16 protein-coding genes and 1 riboswitch are annotated in these 18355 nt (G+C 67.4%); of the genes, 10 read left to right on the forward strand and 6 right to left on the reverse strand.

The genetic code is table 11. From position 1 onward, the window contains the following. Positions 1-62 precede the first annotated feature (62 nt). The 3 genes from H582_RS28040 to H582_RS0116230 all read left to right on the forward strand — a co-directional run bounded on the left by H582_RS28040 (position 63) and on the right by H582_RS0116230 (position 5273). Positions 63-4370: a glycosyl hydrolase gene (locus H582_RS28040; protein WP_052333343.1), complete on the forward strand. Its 4308-nt coding sequence runs from the start codon at positions 63-65 to the stop codon at positions 4368-4370. Between the two features lie 265 nt (positions 4371-4635). Beyond that, on the forward strand, positions 4636-4869 hold the full coding sequence (locus H582_RS0116225) for a DUF6953 family protein (RefSeq protein WP_028599354.1): 234 nt from the start codon (positions 4636-4638) through the stop codon (positions 4867-4869). A gap of 203 nt (positions 4870-5072) precedes the next feature. Continuing rightward, complete coding sequence (locus H582_RS0116230) at positions 5073-5273, forward strand: cold-shock protein (protein WP_028599355.1); 201 nt, start codon at positions 5073-5075, stop codon at positions 5271-5273. A gap of 371 nt (positions 5274-5644) precedes the next feature. Here the strand turns inward: H582_RS0116230 and H582_RS0116235 are convergent, their stop codons facing one another. From H582_RS0116235 to H582_RS0116245, 3 genes are read right to left on the reverse strand one after another with little or no spacing between them, the layout of a single operon-like run. After that, on the reverse strand, positions 5645-6442 hold the full coding sequence (locus tag H582_RS0116235) for an energy-coupling factor transporter transmembrane component T family protein (protein WP_028599356.1): 798 nt from the start codon (positions 6440-6442) through the stop codon (positions 5645-5647). Then, positions 6439-8394 (reverse strand): ABC transporter ATP-binding protein, encoded by a 1956-nt coding sequence (locus tag H582_RS28045; protein WP_084137388.1) that lies wholly within the window; start codon positions 8392-8394, stop codon positions 6439-6441. Before H582_RS28045 ends, H582_RS0116235 begins: the two co-directional genes overlap by 4 nt. Before the next feature lie 4 nt (positions 8395-8398). Beyond that, positions 8399-9016, reverse strand: a complete 618-nt coding sequence (locus H582_RS0116245; protein ID WP_028599357.1) for an ECF transporter S component — start codon at positions 9014-9016, stop codon at positions 8399-8401. Positions 9017-9275: 259 nt separating this feature from the next. Further along, positions 9276-9385: riboswitch (TPP riboswitch) on the reverse strand. 151 nt (positions 9386-9536) lie between these two features. Between H582_RS0116245 and H582_RS0116250 the strand changes: the two genes are divergently transcribed. Both H582_RS0116250 and H582_RS0116255 read left to right on the forward strand, forming a co-directional pair. Continuing rightward, positions 9537-10469: an aldo/keto reductase gene (locus H582_RS0116250; protein ID WP_028599358.1), complete on the forward strand. Its 933-nt coding sequence runs from the start codon at positions 9537-9539 to the stop codon at positions 10467-10469. A gap of 305 nt (positions 10470-10774) precedes the next feature. After that, positions 10775-11290 (forward strand): hypothetical protein, encoded by a 516-nt coding sequence (locus H582_RS0116255; RefSeq protein WP_028599359.1) that lies wholly within the window; start codon positions 10775-10777, stop codon positions 11288-11290. Here H582_RS0116255 and H582_RS0116260 read toward each other — a convergent pair. Both H582_RS0116260 and H582_RS0116265 read right to left on the reverse strand, forming a co-directional pair. Further along, on the reverse strand, positions 11287-11691 hold the full coding sequence (locus H582_RS0116260) for a hypothetical protein (RefSeq protein WP_028599360.1): 405 nt from the start codon (positions 11689-11691) through the stop codon (positions 11287-11289). The two genes, H582_RS0116255 and H582_RS0116260, sit on opposite strands and share 4 nt — an antisense overlap. Continuing rightward, positions 11688-12155 carry a VOC family protein gene (locus H582_RS0116265; protein WP_028599361.1) on the reverse strand — a complete coding sequence of 156 codons (468 nt, stop codon included), beginning with the start codon at positions 12153-12155 and terminating at the stop codon, positions 11688-11690. Before H582_RS0116265 ends, H582_RS0116260 begins: the two co-directional genes overlap by 4 nt. Positions 12156-12465: 310 nt before the next feature. On the opposite strand from H582_RS0116265, the gene H582_RS32020 reads away from it, so the two are divergent. The 4 genes from H582_RS32020 (at position 12466) to H582_RS0116285 (ending at position 16487) form a co-directional block, all read left to right on the forward strand. Then, entirely contained in the window at positions 12466-13119 is a 654-nt protein-coding gene (locus H582_RS32020; protein WP_028599362.1) for a helix-turn-helix transcriptional regulator, read from the forward strand. Further along, positions 13109-14245 carry an alanine racemase gene (locus H582_RS0116275; protein ID WP_028599363.1) on the forward strand — a complete coding sequence of 379 codons (1137 nt, stop codon included), beginning with the start codon at positions 13109-13111 and terminating at the stop codon, positions 14243-14245. Before H582_RS32020 ends, H582_RS0116275 begins: the two co-directional genes overlap by 11 nt. A gap of 16 nt (positions 14246-14261) precedes the next feature. Then, on the forward strand, positions 14262-15893 hold the full coding sequence (locus tag H582_RS0116280; RefSeq protein WP_028599364.1) for an N-acyl-D-amino-acid deacylase family protein: 1632 nt from the start codon (positions 14262-14264) through the stop codon (positions 15891-15893). A 129-nt stretch (positions 15894-16022) separates the two neighbouring features. Then, complete coding sequence (locus tag H582_RS0116285) at positions 16023-16487, forward strand: RidA family protein (RefSeq protein ID WP_028599365.1); 465 nt, start codon at positions 16023-16025, stop codon at positions 16485-16487. Positions 16488-16791: 304 nt separating this feature from the next. Here the strand turns inward: H582_RS0116285 and H582_RS0116290 are convergent, their stop codons facing one another. Next, positions 16792-17028, reverse strand: coding sequence for a DUF3977 family protein (locus H582_RS0116290; protein ID WP_028599366.1), 237 nt, complete (start codon positions 17026-17028; stop codon positions 16792-16794). 208 nt (positions 17029-17236) lie between these two features. Between H582_RS0116290 and H582_RS0116295 the strand changes: the two genes are divergently transcribed. After that, a complete protein-coding gene (locus H582_RS0116295; protein ID WP_028599367.1) occupies positions 17237-17983 on the forward strand; it encodes an SDR family NAD(P)-dependent oxidoreductase in 747 nt (248 codons plus the stop codon). Positions 17984-18355: the final 372 nt, after the last annotated feature.

Here is an 18355-nt window from a genome sequence, read left to right on the forward strand (position 1 = left end):
TTTTCTTATATGTAACCGCTTCCAGTCTGTTCTCGGGCGGTGTCAGAATCAGGAGGGATGAGATGAAAAAGAAGACGACTTGGCTTGCCGGAGCGCTAGCCGCTGCCCTGGCCGCCGCGCCTGTCGCCGCTGCCGCCGCAGGCGGACAGGGAGAAAGAGCCGCCGCTGCCGAAGCGGCGGGAGGCGCGCCGTCCGCAGCGGCAACGGCGGCCGGACAAGCCGCAGCGGCCCCGTCCGCGGACACGCAGGGACACTGGGCTCGGGAAGCGATCGCCCGCTGGGCGGACGCGGGCATCCTGAGCGGCTACCCGGACGGACAATTCCGGCCGTCCAGGACGATCACCCGGGCCGAGCTCGCGGCGGTCGTCAACCGCTTGTTCGGCTATTCGGCGGATGGCTCCGCCGCCGCCTTCAGCGACGTGTCGGCGTCCGCCTGGTACGCCGAGGCGCTTGCCGCTGCGCGTGAGGCCGGGTATTACCAGGGCGACGGCGCGAACAAGGCGCTGCCGGAAGCTGCCGTCAGTCGCCAGGACGCGGCGGCGCTGCTGGCGCGCGCCTTCGGGCTGCAGGCGGCGGACGGAGCCGGGACGGCAGGCTTCTCGGACAGCGCGAGCATCCGCGCCTATGCCCGGGACGCGGTCGAGGCGCTGCGGCCGGCGCTCGGCGGCTATCCGGACGGCACGTTCCGTCCTGCCGGGCCGCTGACGCGGGCCGAAGCGGCTCAGCTGCTCGACCGTCTGGTCGCGGCCTATGAGGGCAAGCCGGGCACGGAGCGCGCCGCCGATGCGGACGGCCATGCCATCGTGAACGCGGACGGCGTAAAGCTGAAGGATATGGCCATCGACGGCAACCTGTACCTCGCGCCGGGCATCGGGGACGGCGACGCCAGCCTCGAGCGCGTGCAGGTGGCGGGCACGACCCGAATCGCGGGCGGCGGCGAGCATTCCATCCGCGTGACGGACTCGGCGCTGGGCGAGACGGTCGTCGAGCGCAAGCAGGGCAAGGTGCGGCTCGTGCTGACGGGCGGCACGGTCCAGCGGCTGTCCGTGCGGGGCTCGGCGCTCATCGAGCTGGCCGGCGACGCGCGCGTGGAGATGCTGGAGCTGAGCGGCCAAGCCGAGCTGACTGTCGGCGGCCAAGCCCGCATCGGCAGGCTCGTCGTGCCGCAGGGCGGAGCGCTGGTGAACGGCCAAGCCGTCTCCGCCGGCGAGTACCGCTGGGCCGACGGAGCGCTAGCGCCGCTCGGCGCCGCTTCGCCTGCGCCGTCGGCGGCGCCGAGCGCGACGCCGGGGCCGACCGCCGCGCCGACCTTCGTGCCGACCGCGACGCCAACGCCGACGCCGGCGCAGACCGCGACGCCAACCCCGACGGCATCGCCGACCGCGACGCCGACGGCATCGCCGCAGACGATCGACTTCGTCGACCGCCAGGCGACGGCGGAGACCCGCTCGCTTTTCAGCTATCTGAACGAAATCCGCGGCACGGGCATCCTGTTCGGCCAGCAGCATGCGACGACCGAGGGCCTCAGCATCACGGAGCGCGACGGCACGCAGTCGGACGCCAAAAACGCCGTCGGCGACTACCCGGCCGTGTTCGGCTGGGACACGCTCAGCCTGGAAGGCCATGAGAAGCCGGGCGTCCAAGGCGATCCGATCCAGAGCCGCGACAATCTCGTTGCCGTCATGAAAAAAGCCTACGAAAGCGGAGGCGTGCTGACGCTGAGCTCGCATATGCCGAACTTCGTCACCGGCGGCGACTTCTACGACCTGCGCGGCAACGTCGTCTCGACGATCCTGCCGGGCGGCAGCAACCATGGCGCCTACAACGAGTTCCTCGACCTCATCGCGGACTTCGCGCTGCATCTGAAGGATGACGGCGGCAAGCCGATTCCGGTCGTCTTCCGTCCGTTCCACGAGCAGAGCGGCAGCTGGTTCTGGTGGGGCGCGGCGTTCACGACCAAGGAGGAGTACAAGGAGATCTACCGCTACACGGTCGAGTACCTGCGCGACCTCAAGGGCGTGCGCAACTTCCTGTACGCCTACTCGCCGGGCGGCGGCTTCGGCACGGACGAGGCGCGCTACCTGGAGACGTATCCGGGCGACGACTACGTCGATCTGCTCGGCTTCGACAGCTACTACAACGGCGAGGGCCAGTCGTGGTTCGACGGCGTGGCCGTCGAGGCGGCGACCGTCTCCCGCGTCGCGGACGCGAAGGGCAAGATCGCGGCGCTGACCGAGTTCGGCTACCAGAAGATGAAGACTTCGGGCAACGCGACGCCGGACTTCTATACCCGCCTGACCGCCGCCCTGCAGTCCGATCCCGATGCGAAGCGGATGGCCTACATGCTCACCTGGGCCAACTTCGGCGACACGTCGACCTACGTCCCGTATCCGCGCGCCGAGGGCGAGCCGAACGAGATGCTGCCGGACTTCATCCGCTTCTACGAGGAGCCGTACACGCTGTTCGCGCGGGAGGTGCGGCAGGCGTACGAGCGTCAGACCGAGGCGGCGGAGGAAAAGCCGTTCGTGCATGTCGCTTCGCCGACCAACCAAGCGTCCGTCCGCACGCCGAGCTTCAAGGTGCGGGTGCGCGTGCAAAACGCCGAGGGAGCCCGCGTCGTCATGACGGCGGACGGCATGACGCAGGAGCAGCCGCTGGTACTCAATCCGGCGACCGGCTTCTATGAGGCGGACTGGCAGCTGGACGGCCGGCTGAACGGCACGGCGGCGGCCGTGACGGTGCGGGCGTATGCCGCGGACGGCGAATTGCTGCAGGAGGAGACCAAGACGGTGGCCGTCAAGATTCCGGAGGCGCCGCTCGGGGAGTACATGTTCGACGAAGGGCTGGAAGGAGCGTCGAGCGGCGGCGGCTGGAAGGCCGACGTCGGCGAGGCGCAGCAGGTGCAGTGGAACGGCGGAGGCGCGCTCAAGCTCGACGTCGGCGGGCTCGATCCGGCTGAGACGTGGCAGGAGATCAAGCTGCAGCTGAACGGAGCCGCGGCCAAGCTCGGCTTGGCCGACATGAGCCAGGTGCGGCGCGTCAAGCTGGACGCGTACATCCCGCTGGATTTTGCGGCGGCGAGCGGCGACGAGGCGAAGATCCAGGCGTTCGGCATGCTGCCGCCCGACTTCGAGGCGAAATACGGCATGGGCACGACGCAGGTCCGCTTGAGCGAGCTGCCGACGGTGACGGTCGGGCAGCAGGTCTACGCGCATTACGCGCCGGAGTTCGACCTGACCGATCTCGCCAAGCTGCAAGCCTCGCAGGAGCTGTTCGTCTCGCTGGCAGGCAGCGGCCTGTCCGGCGCGGGCAGCGTGTACATCGACCGCATCGGGCTGTACAGCACGTTCGTCGACGCTTCGCTCGATCCGGCGTCGGTCGATGACTTCGAGGGCTACATGGGACAGGATGCCGCGCTCCAGACGAAGTTCGTCCATGCCGGCGGCGACAGCGCCTCGGCGGCGCTGGACAGCTCGCGCAAGCATGGCGGCGGCTACGGCCTGAAGTACACGTACACGCTCGGCTCGAGCGGGTACGCGGGCATCACCAAGTCGATGGGCGGCGCCGACTGGTCCGACTACAACGCGCTCCAGTTCTGGTACGAGCCGGACGGCAAGGGGCAGAAGCTCGTCATGCAGATCAACGCCTCCGGCAAGACGTACGAGTACTACCCGGACACGACCGGCACCGAGCCGCAGCTGATCGTCGCTCCGTTCCGCGACTTTCAGCCGGCCAACGGCGCGACCGGCACGCTGACGAGGCTGAACCTGAAGAGCGTGAACGCCTTCTCGATCTATACGAACGCGGTGCCGGACGGCAACCGGCTGACGAGCTCGATGTACTTCGACGACATCCGGGCGCTGAACGATCCGGCTGCCGGCACGGTGCCGAGCGGCGAAGGCGGAGCCGGCCTGCCGAAAGGCGTGCTGCAGGACTTCGAGCAGTCGCTCGGCGGCTGGGCCATCGGCGGCAACGACATCGGCCTCGGCGCGGCGGCGCTCGCTGCCGATGGCGGCGGCCAGGCGCTGGCCGTGACGATCGGCGCCAGTCCGGCCGCCGGCAAAAACGGCGAGATCGCCCGCGTCGGCGCGCTCGATCTGAGCAGCGGGTCCAAGCTGCGGCTGCGGGCCCGCATCGAGGGCGGCAGCGCTTCGGCGCAGCTGTTCCTCAAGCATGGCGGCGGCTGGTCGTGGGCGGCGGCGGGCGGCAAGCCGCTGACGAGCGAGTACCAGTGGTACGAGATCGACCTGGACGGCCCGGACAGCTACGGCAAGCCGATCGACAAGTCGTTCCTGCAGGCGATCGGCCTGCAGGTGTACGACGCGGCCGGCGGCGGCACGGTGTACATCGACGACGTGACGCTGGAGTAGGCGGCGCTTGGTTCCGATGCGAGCAAGCCGCGCCGATTTCGTGTAGGATGGAGGAAAGAAATCGGCGCGCGTCCCGCTGCCCGGCAAAGGCGGAGCGGACAAGCGCGCTGCGGGAGGATGCGGCATGAGCGAGAGCAAGAAGGTTGAAGCAGGCGAGATTGTGGACGAGCAAGCCGCCGGCAGCGGCGGCGCTGCGGCTGAGGTCGAGGAAGGCACGACTGCAGAGGGACAGGGCGAAGGAACGGAAGGCTCCGCTGAGAAAAGCCTGAGCAAGGAAGCCGAGATCGCGCAGTGGATGGTCGAGACGATCCGCGACAGGGGGATGCTGCGCCAGGAGGAAGCGATCGAGCATGTGCGCGGCGTCTACGGCGAGGCGTACGTGTTCGTCAACGAGGCGGGCAACGTCTCGCTGGAGAAGGAGGTCAAGAAGGCGTTCCGCAAGCTCCATCGCGGGCGGATCGCCTGGGACCGGGACGGCTTTTTCTGGGCTTGGACGTAGAGGAAGGAACAGGGCGGCCGAAGTCAGAAAATTTTCCCTTTTTGCTGGAAGTCCGGTTGCAATTGCTTTCATGGATATGCTACCATAACCGTAATAACCACTCGGCTGAATCTTCATATTGGTTGCGTTATTGCTTAATAACCCTGAATATGTTGCATCTCAGATACAAAGGTTAGATCTCAGTACGGCAGGAGGTGTAACACATGCAAAGAGGTACAGTAAAATGGTTCAACGCTGAGAAAGGCTACGGCTTTATCGAAGTTGAAGGCGGTAGCGACGTATTCGTACACTACTCCGCCATCACGGGCGAAGGCTTCAAGACGCTGGACGAAGGCCAAGCGGTCGAGTTCAACGTTGTTGACGGAAGCCGCGGACCGCAAGCCGAAAACGTCGTGAAGCTGTAAGCTTCCGATTCGGCAAGCGCCAAAAAGGCTGCCTGCTCATCCTCGAGATGAGCGGGCAGCCTTTTTTTGCGTTGGGCGGGTGCAGAGTTTCGTAGTGCCGCTTACCGTGAAGGAAGGCGATTCTAAAATCGAGTCAGCGGGCGGGTGAAGTGAGGTAGGCGGAGGGAACGATGTTGACGGGAGTTGCGCGGAAAAACCGAGCAACTCTGCTCGGGCGGTCGCCCTGACGCCGGAGTTGCGCGGAAAAACCGAGCAACTCTGCTCAAGCAGGCGCCCTGAGGCCGGAATTGCGCGGAAAAACCGAGCAACTCTGCTCGAGCAGACGCCCTGACGCCGGAGTTGCGCGGAAAAACTCCGCTCGAGCGTCCCTGTCAGACAACGCTCTTGACCGGCAGCAGCGGCCAATGCTGGCCAAGCTGCCAGGCGAGCAGCGTCGAGGCGAGCACATAGAGCGCATAGCCGGCGTCGGCGGCGGACAGGCGATAGCGGTAATAGAAGGTGCGCGCGCCCGCGCCGCTGGCGAAGCGCTTGGCCCCCATCGCCGCTGCCGTCCGATGGGCGCGCCGGATGCACTGCGCCAGCAGCGGAATCGCGTACATGCGCAGCCGCTCGTACAAGCCGCGCAGGCCGCGCGGCCTGCGGCCGCCGCGGATCTGCAGCGCCTGACGCAGCGTGACGAACTCCTCCGCGAGTAGCGGCAGCATGTTGAACGCCGCGAGGAAGCTGTAGGCGTAGCGCGCCGGCAGCTGCAGCTGCTGCATGAGCGAGTAGAACAGCGCGACCGGCCGCGTCGTCAGCGCGAACGCGAGGCCGACGGCCGCCACCTGCAGCGAGCGGAAGCCGAGATGCAGGCCGCGGTAGAAGCTTTCCTCGGTGATGCGGATCAGGCCGTACTGGAACCAGACGGTCTCGCCGCTGCCGAACATCATCATGCCGGACGCGGAGCTGACGAACAGCAGCAGGAACGGCGAGGCGTACAGCAGCAGCCGCAGCGGCGGATGCCCGGAGAACAGCGCCAGCGGCAGCAGCGCGGCGACGGCGAGCAGCAGCATGACGTTCGGGTCATGCGTCAGCAGCACGAGCAGGAACAGCAGCGCCGACACCGCCAGCTTATGCGTCGGATTGACACGGTGCAGCCACGTTTCGCGGTACGGAAAGGAAAGGTTCATCGGGTCGGCGCTCCTTTCGGCAAGACGGAACGGGCCAAGGCCGCCTCGGGAGAGCCTGTCGGCGAGGCTTCTGCAGCGGGATCCGCTCCGTAATCCGGTTCGTAATCCGGTTTGTGATCCGATGCGGGGGCCGCTCCGCGGCCCGGTCGACGACTCGCTCCGTCATCGGGCGGCGAGGAGGGAGCAGGCCGCGCCGGAGCGGGAAGCTCCCGCACGACGCCCTGCTCCACCTGCCAGCGGCGGGTGGCGAAGCGGCGGACAAGCTCGTCGTCATGCGTCACCATGAGGATGGCGCAGCCGCTGCGGCGCAGCTCCTCGAGCTGCTCCATCATCGAAACGGTGCCGGCGGCGTCGAGGCCGAACGTCGGCTCGTCGAGCAGCAGCAGCCGCTGGCCGCAAGCCATCGCGGAGGCGACGCTCAGCCGGCGCTTCTGCCCCATCGACAGCTGGTACGGATGGCGCCGCTCCAGCCCGGCGAGCGCGAACCGCTCCAGCAGCGTCCGGACCCGGCCGTCCCGCTCGGGCGGTGACAGCCGCTCCGGCATCGAGAACGCCAGCTCCTCGGCGACGCTGTCCGTGACGAGCTGGAACTCGGGGTTCTGAAAGCAGTACGCCGCCAGCTCCGCCGCCTGCCGGGGCTTGCGCAGCCGGGCCTCCGGCGCGCCCAAAAGGCGCATCCGCCCTTCGCTGCGGACGAGCCGCATGATGGCGAGCAGCAGCGTGCTTTTGCCGGCGCCGTTGGCTCCGGTGACGGCGATCCAGTCGCCGGCGCAGACGGACAGCCGGTCGGCGCGCACCTTGACCTCGCGGCCCCGCATCCCGGCGAAGCCGTCCAGCTCCAGCAGCGGGGCGGGAAGCGGCGGCGTGCCTGCAGCGGGTGCAGCCGCGGCAGAAGCGTCCGCGCCTGGCGCTGCCGCTGCCGCTGCGAGAAGCGTCCCGCCGCCGGCCGGAACGGGCGCATGCGGCAAGACATGAGTCTCGTCGGCCGCATCGAGCGGAGCCGCCGCTCCCGCATGCGCTCCGCCGTCCGTGGAGCCGAAGCGGCCTGCCTTTGCCGCTGCCTCATCGTCCCAGAAGCCCGGGTACCAGACGCCGTAGCGACGCAGCTGCGCGCGGCAGTCGCGAAAGATCTCCTCCGGCGGGCCGTCCGCCTCCAGCCGTCCGTCCGGCGAGAACAGCAGGATGCGGTCCATATCCCCGGCGATGAGGTCGATCTTGTGCTCGACGATGAGCACGGTCCGGCCGTCCCAGATGCGGCGCAGCGCGTCCCATACCTGAGCTGTGCCTTCCGGGTCGAGCAGCGCGGTCGGCTCGTCGAGCAGCAGCGCGTCAGGATCGACGGCCAGCATCGAGGCGACGGCGAGCCGCTGCTTCATGCCTTGGGACAGCTCCGAGACGGCCGTGTGCGGGTCGGGCAGCTCTAGCCCGGCCTGCTCGAGGCAGGCCGCGATCCGCTCCGGCATCTGTTCGCGGGGGACGGCTTGGTTCTCCAGCGCAAAAGCGATCTCTTCGTCCGCATAAGGCATGCAGAACTGCGCTTCGGGATCCTGGAACACGTAGCCGGGCCGCTCCGGCACGACGAGCCGCTCCGCCTTCAGCGGAATCGGGATCGCTGACGGCACGAGGCCGCCGAGCACCTGCAGCAGCGTCGACTTGCCGCAGCCGCTCGGTCCGAGCAGCAGCACCTTCTCTCCGCGCCGGATCGTCACGTCGAGGTCGCGGAACAGCAGCGGCGCTTCTTCGCCGGGGTACTTGAGCCGCAGGCCGATCGCCTCGGCCGCGACCGGCACGGCCGCAGCGCCGCTCCGGGCAGGCGCTCCGGCGGCTTCCGTCCGCAGCGAGCCGGCAGCCGCGCGCTCCGCGTCCTGACTGGCCGCTTTTCCCGACTCCTCCGCGTTCCCCGACTCCGCCTCGTTACCCGGCGCTGCCGCGCCCCGGTTGAGGCCGCTCATCCGCTCAGCCATCCAGCGCGTCGTAGTCCTTGGCCGAAGCCGGACGCAGCAGGCTCGTCACGCCGGTGCGCTCCAGCGCGCGGGCGAGCGCCCAGGCGAACAGCCCGGCGATGACGACGCTGCCGAGCAGCCGCATGGAGACGAACAGCGCGTAGTTCCAGAACGCGAGCTGGTCGATGTAGCCGTAGTAGCGGTCGATGAAGATCGAGGCGACGGCGGCGCCGACGGAGGCGAGCACGGCGACGATCGGACCGGCCTTGCGGTACAGGAACAGCGCGAAGAACAGCTCGGCGCCGAGGCCCTGGAACAGGCCGTACCAGAGCGTCGAGATGCCCCACGATCCGCCGAGGAACGCCTCGATCGCGGCGGCGGCGACTTCCGCGAGGATGGCGACGCCGGGCTTGCGGATGAGCAGGAACGCGAACGTGCCGGCCATGAACCACATGCCGTAGCTGAGCTGCTCGGCGTGCAGGCCGAGCGGCTTGAGGACGTCGTACATCGGCCCCCAGATCTTGTAGACGAGGCCGAAGACGACCGAGACGACGATCGTGACGAGGATGTCGGCGAGGGTGAGGCGATTGCCGGCGCGCGTCGCGCGGCCGGAGGCTGGTGCGGTGGACATGGGATCAGCTTCCTTTCGGATGGGGAATCGGTCTCTCACAGCGGCATGATCCCGGAGCGGCTGCTGTCGGCGGATGCGAAAAAAAGCCCGCCGGACAGCCGGCGGGCAGATGGAATCGGACAGGCGCGCCTCGCGTCCCCCTATGGCGGCGGAACGCAGGACTCGGCCGGCCTGCACGCGGCAGGCCGGACAGGAAAGGCTCCGCCCGCCCGGACGGAGCGGCGGACGGAAGTCCCTAAGCGGACAGGGCCTTTCCCAAGTTGGCGCGATGCATTCTCTCTACGCTGGCATTACCCAGATCAGATCAATGGTCAGCGGCATGCGGCCGCAGTCTCAGCCCGACTTCATCGAGCCCCCATGCATGCTATGAAAGTGCTCTTACTATACCTTGGAAAATCCGGTTCGGCAATAGGGAGTGCCGGCGGGCGGCAGGACGGGCATTGCGGACGGAGTTGAGGGCGTCGGCGGTTGCATCCGTTTTCAAAGGCGGGTAAGCTGGAAGAAAAGGAGGGATTGGCCAATGAAATATCGTCGCTTGGGCAAAACGGAGCTGAACGTGTCGGTCGTCGGCATCGGCACCTGGCAATTCGGCGGGGAGTGGGGCATGGACTTCTCGCAGGACGAGGCGGACGCGATTCTCGACAAGGGCGCGGAGCTCGGCATCAACCTCATCGACACGGCGGAATGCTACGGAGACCATCTGTCGGAGCAGCTCATCGGAGGGTACCTCAGCCGCCGCAGGCGCGAGGACTGGATCGTCGCCACGAAGTTCGGCCATCATTTCCACGAGCGGTTCAAGCGGACCGACGTGTACGACGCGGAGGATGTCGTGCGGCAGCTCGACGCCTCGCTCAAAGCGCTGCGCACCGACTACGTGGACCTGTACCAGTTCCACTCGGGTCCGGACGCGGCGTTCGACAACGACGACCTGTGGACGGCGCTGGACAAGCAGGTGCAGGCAGGCAAGATCCGCCATCTGGGCACCTCCATCGGCAGCAACGACAACCTCCACCAGACCGAGGCCTCGACGCGGGTCGGCTCGCAGGCGATCCAGGTCGTCTACAATCGGCTCGACCGCAAGCCGGAGGAGCGCGTCTTCCCGGCCTGCGAGGCGCAGGATCTCGGCGTGCTGGCGCGGGTGCCGCTAGCGAGCGGCTTCCTGAGCGGCAAGTACAAGCCGGGCACGGAGTTCGGCGCGACCGACGTGCGCCACCGCCAGGATGCGGAGCAGGTGCGCCGCCGCCTCGAGGAAGTGGAGCGCATCGCTGCGGAAGAAGTGCCGGAGGGCGTCGACATGGCGGCATGGGCGCTCGCCTGGTGCCTGCGCCATCCGGCGGTGACGTCGGTCATCCCCGGCTGCAAAAATCCGCAGCAGGTGCAGAGCAACGCCGATGCCGTCGCGCTGGTGACGGAGCCGCATCCGCAGGATGTCCCGGCTCCGGCGCGGGCGTAAGGCGGGGGACGGCAGCGTGCGGACGCAGGGGCGGGCGTAGGCGCGGAGCGAGCGTAGGCGGCGCGGCCCGCGCCTAAGCGCCGGCGAGGCGCAGGCGAGCGTCAAGCCTGCCAGGGCCGCCGATGCCCAGGGCCGGCGGCTCGCGAAGGGCAGGTTCAGCCCCCTTTAGAATCGTCAGCGCGTCGACAAGGAGCCTTCATCCACACCGTGGATGAAGGCTCCTTTCGTTTTCGAGGTTGGATCGCGCGGGCAAGCAGGGAGGAAGGCTGGAGCAACGCGAGTAGAGGCTGCAGCCGGAAAAAGTCGTGCTGCAGGCCGCGCGGACGCGCCAGCCGGAGCTGCAGCCGGAAAAAGTCGTGCTGCAGGCCGCGCGGACGCGCCAGCCGGAGCTGCAGCCGGAAAAAGTCGTGCTGCAGGCCGCGCGGACGCGCCAGCCGGAGCTGCAGCCGGAAAAAGTCGTGCTGCAGGCTGCGCGGATGCGCCAGCCGGAGCTGCAGCCGGAAAAAGTCGTGCTGCAGGCTGCGCGGATGCGCCAGCCGGAGCTGCAGCCGGAAAAAGTCGTGCTGCCGGCCGCGCGGACGCGCCAGCCGGAGCTGCAGCCGGAAAAAGTCGTGCTGCCGGCCGCGCGGACGCGCCAGCCGGAGCTGCAGCCGGAAAAAGTCGTGCTGCCGGCCGCCCGGACGCGCCAGACGGAGCTGCAGCCGGAAAAAGTCGTGCTGCCGGCCGCGCGGACGCGCCAGCCGGAGCTGCAGCCGGAAAAAGTCGGGCTGCCGGCTGCCCGGACGCGCCAGATGGAGCTGCAGCCGGAAAAAATCCGCTAGCGGGCCCGCTCTTTGCCGAGTACGGTCTTGCCGTCCTGCGACAAGTACACGGTCAGCGTGCCCGCATCGCCCGGCCCTATGACGCGGAAGCGGACCGCATGCACGGTCCGGCCTTCATGCTCCGCGCCGATCCGCTGCGCCAGCTCCGGGCCTGCCGTCATTGCCGAGACGGCGGAATCCTTCGGGCTGGCCGGCAGCAGCCGGCTCTCCTCCGGCGTCAGGCCGGCATATGCGGCCAGCACCACCCTCTTCCGCGCCGAGGCGGCTTCGTCCGGAGCGGCCTTGCCGATGGCCGCCCAGCCGTCTCCGGAGGCGGGCGGCCCGATCAGCAGCCAGGCTGCGGCGGCGGATCCGGCGGCAAAGATCAGAAGCGGCAGCAGCCAGGCGGCCGCCCGCTTCAAGCTGTCCCTCCGTTGCCCGGCGGCCAGTCGGCGGCCGGGATTTTGCCCGCGTGCTCCCGCCAGTCCGCCGGCACCTCCACGGAGCACATGAGCTCGAGGCTGTTGCCGTCGGGGTCGTCGAAGTAGATGGACGCGTTGGCCTGATGAGGCCTTACGAACGGGGCGGCGTCCGGCTGCCGCCCGAACGGCGCCGGCTCGATTCCCCGCGCCTTCAGCCAGGCCGCGCTGCGCAGCAGCCCTTCCCAATCGACGCGGAACGCCGCATGCCGGATGGCCGGATGATAGGGCAGAGCCGCCAGCTCCGGAGCGAGCCACAGGCCGATCCAGCTTTTGCCCTCCTCGATCCAGAAAAAGACGGTGTCCTCGTCCTCCCAAGCCTGGCGAAGGCCGAGACCCGCGTAAAACGCCCGGCTTCGCTCCAGATTCGATACGGGCAGATGGGCTTCGTACAGCCCTTCGATCAAGCTCTTCTGCGGCCCGTCCGTCTTCGTCGTTTTTTTCTGCATGCCGACTCTCCTCTTTCCCGTCGCAAGCTTTGTCTGTGTGTCCGCAAGTCTACGGCTCTCATTCTTGAACGCGGCAAGGTGCGGAAAAGTTGTCCCCTCCTGCCGGCCTGCGATCGCTTTCCCTCTCCGTCCATGACGAAACGTCAGGAATCAGAAAAAAAGTTTGCCGATTCTGCCTGTGCGGGTGTAGGATAGAACCAATCGAAATGAATGAAAGCCGCATTCGGATGACGGAATTCGTCAATTCGAAGCGAAAGGAGCCAAGCCGATGCAAACCGTATCCGCCATGCTGCCGATGCTGACGGAGCTGGCGCAAGGCATCGCGGCGCAGTTCGGCGAGCGCTGCGAGGTCGTCATCCACGACTGGTCGCGGCCGTACGACAGCACGATCGTGTTCATCGCCAACGGGCAGGTGACCGGCCGCAAGGTCGGCGATCCCGGCACGAACCTCGGCCTCGAGGTGATGCGCGGCACGTCCGAGGGCGGCCACCGGCAAAACTACGTCACGCGCACGAAGGACGGGCGGCTGCTGCGCTCCACCTCGATTTACCTCAAGGACGACGAGGGCCAGGGCATCGGCGCGCTCTGCATCAACCTGGACATCTCCGAGCTGATGGCCGCGGAGAAAGCGCTTCAAGGGCTGATCGGCCTGCAGGAGCTGCCGCCGGTCCGGGAGTCGTTCGCGAGCAACGTGAGCGACCTGCTCGACTCGCTCATCCAGGAGGCGGAGGACGCCGTCGGCTGCCCGCCGGCGCTCATGGGGCGCGAGGACCGGATCCGGTTCATCGCGCTGCTCGACCGCAAGGGCGCGTTTCTGATCAAGAAGGCGGGCGAGAAGGTATGCGCCTACCTCGGCATCTCGAAGTACACGCTGTACAGCGATCTGGAGGAAGCGAAGGGGAGCGATGGAGATGGAGCGTAACGAAGCAGCGGTTGGAGCGGGGGAAAGGCTCGCGGACGGCATCGACACGCCCTGCGTCGTCATCCGCAGCGAGGCGGTCGACGCCAACATCGCGGCGATGGCCGCGGAGGCGGCGCGGCGCGGCGTGCGGCTGCGGCCGCATGTCAAGACGCACAAGCTGCCGGAGCTGGCGCATCGGCAGGTCGCCGCAGGCGCCTGCGGCATCACCGCCGCCAAGCTGTCGGAGGCGGAGGCGATGGCGGACGGCGGGATCGGCGACATCTTCGTCGCCTATCCCGTCGTCGGCGCCGTCAAGGCGCGGCGCGCCGCCGAGCTGGCGCGGCGCGTCCGGCTGCTCGTCGGCGTGGACAGCCTCGCCGGCGCGCGGCAGCTGTCGGCGGCCGCCGAGGCCGCCGGGCTGGCGCTGGAGGTCCGCCTCGAGATCGAGAGCGGCCTGCAGCGCACGGGCGTGCCGCCCGAGGCGGCGCTTGCGCTCGCGCGGGAGATCGCGGCGATGCCGGGGCTGTCGCTGACCGGCATCTTCACCTACCGCGGCGCGATGCTCGGCGGAGCGCCGACGCTCGACCTGCGGGCGGCCGGCCACGAGGAAGGCCGCCTCATGGCCGGCGTCGCCGAGACGCTGCGCCGGGGCGGCATCGCGATCCGCGATGTGAGCGTCGGGTCGACGCCGACGGCGATCTACGCCGCCGAGATCGACGGCGTCACGGAGATCCGGCCCGGCACGTACGTGTTTCAGGATCGGATGCAGACGGCGTTCGGCGTCTGCCGTCCGGAGGACTGCGCCGCCGAGGTGTGGGCGACCGTCGTCAGCCGTCCCGCCCCGGACCGCATCGTCATCGACGGCGGCAGCAAGACGTTCGCCACCGACGTGCAGCCGGATAAGCCGCCGCTTCATCTGCAGGGCTTCGGCCGCGTCATCGGACTGCCGCATGCGGTGTTCGAGCGCATGAACGAGGAGCACGGCGTCATCCGCATCTCGCCGGACGACACCTGCGAGCCCGGCGACATGCTGCGCATCGTGCCGAACCATATCTGCAGCACCGTCAACCTGCACGGCAGCGTGTACGTGAGCGGCAAGTCCGGCCTGCGCCGGGTGCCGGTCGCCGCGCGCGGCTGCATTCAATGAGGGAGATGACCAACCCATGCTGGATCTAGTGCTCAAAAACGGCCGCATCGTCGACGGCAGCGGCAATCCGTGGTACCGGGGCGACGTCGGCGTCAAGGACGGACGCATCGCCGCCGTCGGCCGCATCGACGAGGAGGCGGCCGCGACGGTCGACGTCCGAGGCCAGGTCATCGCGCCGGGCTTCATCGACGGCCATTGCCACTCCGACCTGATGATCCTCGACCATCCGCTCAGCGAGATCAAGCTCAGCCAGGGCGTCACCGCCGAGGTCGTCGGCAACTGCGGCCTCGCGCCGGCGCCGGTGTTCCCGGACCGCGAGGAGCTGCTGCGCAGCTACATCTCGCCGGTCATCGGCAGCACGAAGCAGGACTGGCAGTGGAATACCGTCGGGGAATACATGAACTACGTCGGCCGCTCCGCTCCAGCCGAGCATATGGCGACCTATGTCGCGCATGGCGCGCTGCGCATCGCCGTCATGGGCTTCGACAACCGTCCGGCGACGCCGGCGGAGCTGCAGCGCATGAAGGAGCTGCTCGAGGAAGGACTGCGAGCCGGCGCGATCGGCCTGTCGATCGGCCTCCTCTACTCGCCCGGCAGCTACACGTCCAAGGAGGAGCTGGCCGAGCTGTGCTCGGTGCTGCCGCGCTACGACGGCCTGCTCAGCACGCATATCCGCGGCGAGGGCAACAACCTGCTGCCGTCCGTGCGGGAGGTCATCTGGATCGCCGAGCAGGCGGGCATCCCGCTGCATGTGAGCCATCTCAAGGCCGCCGGCAAAGCCAACTGGGGCAAGGCGCTCGAGGCGATGGAGCTCGTCGAGGACGCCCGCGCCCGCGGCATGGACGTGACCGTCGACGTCTATCCGTACAACGCCGGCTCCACGTCGCTCACGACGATCCTGCCGCCGTGGGTGCTGGAGGGCGGCATCCCGGGGGCGCTCGAGGCGTTCCGCGACCCGGCGCTGCGCCGCCGCATCCGCGAGGAGCTCGGCCGCGAGCAGGACGACTGGGACAACCTCGTCTGCTCGACCGGCTGGCAGAGCGTCTTCGTCGCCTCCGCGAGCGGAGCGAACGCCGGGCTCGAGGGCAAGCACATCGCCGAGATCGCCGAGGCGCGCGGCGTCCACCCGGCCGACTGCATGATGGACCTGCTGCTGGAGGAGGACGGCCAGGTGCCGATCGTCTACTTCCACATGTCGGACGACGACGTGCGCCAGGTCATCGGCTACAGCCGCTCGCTCATCGCCTCCGACAGCCTCACCTGCGAGACCGGCATGCCGCATCCGCGCCTCTACGGCACGTTCCCGCGCGTGTTCGCAAAATATGTGCGAGAGGAGCGCGTGCTGACGCTCGAGGACGCCGTGCGCAAGCTGACGAGCTTCCCGGTGCAGCGGTTCCGCCTCGGCAAGCGCGGCCTGATCGTGCCGGACTACGCGGCCGACCTCGTCGTCTTCGACCCGGATACGATCCGCGACACGGCCACCTACTCCGAACCGAAGCAGCAGCCGGAAGGCATCTCGACCGTCGTCGTCGCCGGCCGCATCGCCATGCAGGACGGCGCGCATACCGGCGCGCGCGGCGGCGGCTTCCTGCGCGCCTCGTCTTGCGCTTGCGGCCACGGGTACGCGCATGGCGGCGCCGGCCGCTGAGGCCGAGGCCGGCCGATGCGGCATCGCCTCTGGGCCAAGTCGGCTCGGAGCAAGCGGCTCCAGGCTGTCGCCGGCGGATTTGCCGGGATTTCGCCGGCCCCCATTTCCCAAGAAGAGAGGAACGAACTCATGTCCATCATCGAAAAACGTCTCGCCGAGCTCGGCATCACGCTGCCGGAGCTGCCGGCCCCGAAATTCTCCTACATCCCGGTCAACCGGACGGGCAATCTGATCTACACGTCCGGCTTTGACTGCCGCATCGACGGCGTGCTCCTGTACGAAGGCAAGGTCGGCTCCGACCTGACGATCGAGCAGGGCCAGGAAGCGGCCCGCCAGGTCGTTGTCAACCTGCTCGCCGCCATGAAGGCGTACCTCGGCGATCTCGACCGCGTCGTCAAAATCGTCAAGCTGCTCGGCTTCGTCAACAGCGCGCCGGGCTTCGGCGACCAGCCTTACGTCATGAACGCGGCGTCCGATCTGCTGATCGAGGTGTTCGGCGAAAACGGCCGCCATGCCCGCTCTGCCATCGGCACGAGCGATCTGCCGTTCCACACGCCGGTCGAGATCGAGCTGATCGCGGAAATCCGCGACTAGCCCGAATCGGATGGTTTTTGCGATCTAACGATACCGACGAGCGCTATTCAGCCTTTTTGGCGGGGGAAAAGCTCATCCTGGAGCTATAAGCCCGCTCCGTATCGTTACGTTTTTTGCGAGCCTCTTTTGGCGTAAATAGCGTGTGAGTATCGTTGGAGCTGCGAACGGCCAGGATCGTCCTGTCCTGCAGGCAGCCGCATTTTGCGGCTGCTTTTTTATTTGAACGCGTTGTTCCAACAGGGATTCTCTGGCCGCGGCAGCTGGACAATCCCTGTTTTTCGTTTGCGCAGCCGCGCATCTACTCCTAGAAGCTGCACAGGCCGAGCACCAGCTTGAAGCGCTTCTGCCGCTTGCGGCCCGACTTCCAGCCGTCCCGCGTATCCAAAATGTACACGCGGCGCCCGATCCACAGACGGACATACAGCGACCGGATCCGAATCGGTCCGACCGCGCCGCGCCGCTCCTCCTCCGTGCCGTCGGCATGCTCGATTTCCGTCCGCAGCCACCACCGGTTGCCGATGCCGGCTTCGATGTATTTCATCTCCGTTCCTCCTCCAGTTGTTTCCTCTGAAAACTTAATATACATTATGTACATAACTTCACAAAATGGACGTCATGGCGTATACTTAAGCGGCAGAGATTAAAGCGCTTGCAGGACTTGGGGGCAAGCTGAAGGCGCTGCGGCTCGCCGCAGGCCGATGCCTCGCTTCGCGCGGCGCTTAAACCAGATCGAAAGGGGAACGACAACGATGGGACGTCTGACAGGCAAGACGGCGATCATTACGGGAGCGGCTACGGGCATGGGAGCGGAGGAGGCGCGTCTGTTCGCCCGCGAGGGAGCGCAGGTCGTGCTGACCGATGTGAACCTCGAGGCGATGAATCAAGTCGCGGAGGAGATCAAGGCGGCAGGCGGCGAGGCGCTGGCGCTCCGGCATAATGTCGCTTCCGTAGAGGAGTGGACGAAGGTCGTCGAGGAGACGGTCGCCCGCTTTGGCAAAGTCGACATCCTCGTCAACAACGCCGGCATCGCGGCGCGCACGACGATCGGCAATCTCGACCTGGCGGAGTGGCAGCGCGTGCTGGACATTAACCTGACCGGCTGCGTCGTCGGCATGAAGGCGGTCATTCCGGAAATGCAAAAGGCCGGCGCCGGCTCGATCATCAACATCTCCTCGATCGGGGGCATCGTCGGCATGGCCGGCTCGAGCGCCTATACGGCGGCCAAGGGCGGCCTGCGCACGCTCACGAAAGCGGCTGCCGTCGAATACGCCAAGCAGAGCATCCGGGTCAACTCCGTCCATCCCGGCATCATCGTCACGCCGATGACCGAGCCGTCGATGAAGGACGCCATGCCGTATTACCAGACGTTCACCCAGCTGCCGTACTTCGGCAAGCCGGAGGATGTCGCGTACGGCGTGCTGTTCCTCGCTTCGGACGAGTCCCGCTTCATGACCGGCTCCGAGCTCGTCATCGACGGGGGCTGGACGGCTCTGTAAGCTTTTGACGGGAAAGACGGCCCGAGCCAGACGCGGGGCGCGCCCGCTTCATTCGCCCCGTGCGGGTCTAAAAAGCCGTTTCTTTCCGTGTGGACGGAAAGAAACGGCTTTTTCTGCGCGCAGCGCGGTGCGGACCTGTCCGTCTTGCGAGCGGGAGGCTTGTGACGATCAGCAGCTTCCACAGAGGCCGTTTAACTTGTCGAAGTGCCGTACCTGACCAATACCTTCATCGCCCATTCCGGAGGTTCTTTAATACAACTTAATAGCTGATCCGAGGCGATCTCAGCAATAATTATCAATAAGAATGACTTCGTCCGCTATTCCGAGGGCGGGGCCAAGATTCTGAAGAGATTGCCCATACCTCCACCGAAT

Origin of the sequence: Paenibacillus pasadenensis DSM 19293, assembly GCF_000422485.1 — a bacterium.
Taxonomy (GTDB): Bacteria; Bacillota; Bacilli; order Paenibacillales; family Paenibacillaceae; genus Paenibacillus_O; species Paenibacillus_O pasadenensis.

Bases quoted from the DNA above. Each gene is read 5' to 3' on its own strand.
- H582_RS28045 (WP_084137388.1), bottom strand. From the start codon at position 8,394: ATGAGCGGCCTCAACCGGGGCGCGGCAGCGCCGGGTAACGAGGCGGAG.
- H582_RS0116245 (WP_028599357.1), bottom strand. From the start codon at position 9,016: ATGTCCACCGCACCAGCCTCCGGCCGCGCGACGCGCGCCGGCAATCGC.
- H582_RS0116295 (WP_028599367.1), top strand. From the start codon at position 17,237: ATGGGACGTCTGACAGGCAAGACGGCGATCATTACGGGAGCGGCTACG.
- H582_RS0116285 (WP_028599365.1), top strand. From the start codon at position 16,023: ATGTCCATCATCGAAAAACGTCTCGCCGAGCTCGGCATCACGCTGCCG.
- H582_RS0116235 (WP_028599356.1), bottom strand. From the start codon at position 6,442: ATGAACCTTTCCTTTCCGTACCGCGAAACGTGGCTGCACCGTGTCAAT.
- H582_RS0116280 (WP_028599364.1), top strand. From the start codon at position 14,262: ATGCTGGATCTAGTGCTCAAAAACGGCCGCATCGTCGACGGCAGCGGC.
- H582_RS0116250 (WP_028599358.1), top strand. From the start codon at position 9,537: ATGAAATATCGTCGCTTGGGCAAAACGGAGCTGAACGTGTCGGTCGTC.
- H582_RS32020 (WP_028599362.1), top strand. From the start codon at position 12,466: ATGCAAACCGTATCCGCCATGCTGCCGATGCTGACGGAGCTGGCGCAA.
- H582_RS0116290 (WP_028599366.1), bottom strand. From the start codon at position 17,028: ATGAAATACATCGAAGCCGGCATCGGCAACCGGTGGTGGCTGCGGACG.
- H582_RS0116230 (WP_028599355.1), top strand. From the start codon at position 5,073: ATGCAAAGAGGTACAGTAAAATGGTTCAACGCTGAGAAAGGCTACGGC.
- H582_RS28040 (WP_052333343.1), top strand. From the start codon at position 63: ATGAAAAAGAAGACGACTTGGCTTGCCGGAGCGCTAGCCGCTGCCCTG.
- H582_RS0116275 (WP_028599363.1), top strand. From the start codon at position 13,109: ATGGAGCGTAACGAAGCAGCGGTTGGAGCGGGGGAAAGGCTCGCGGAC.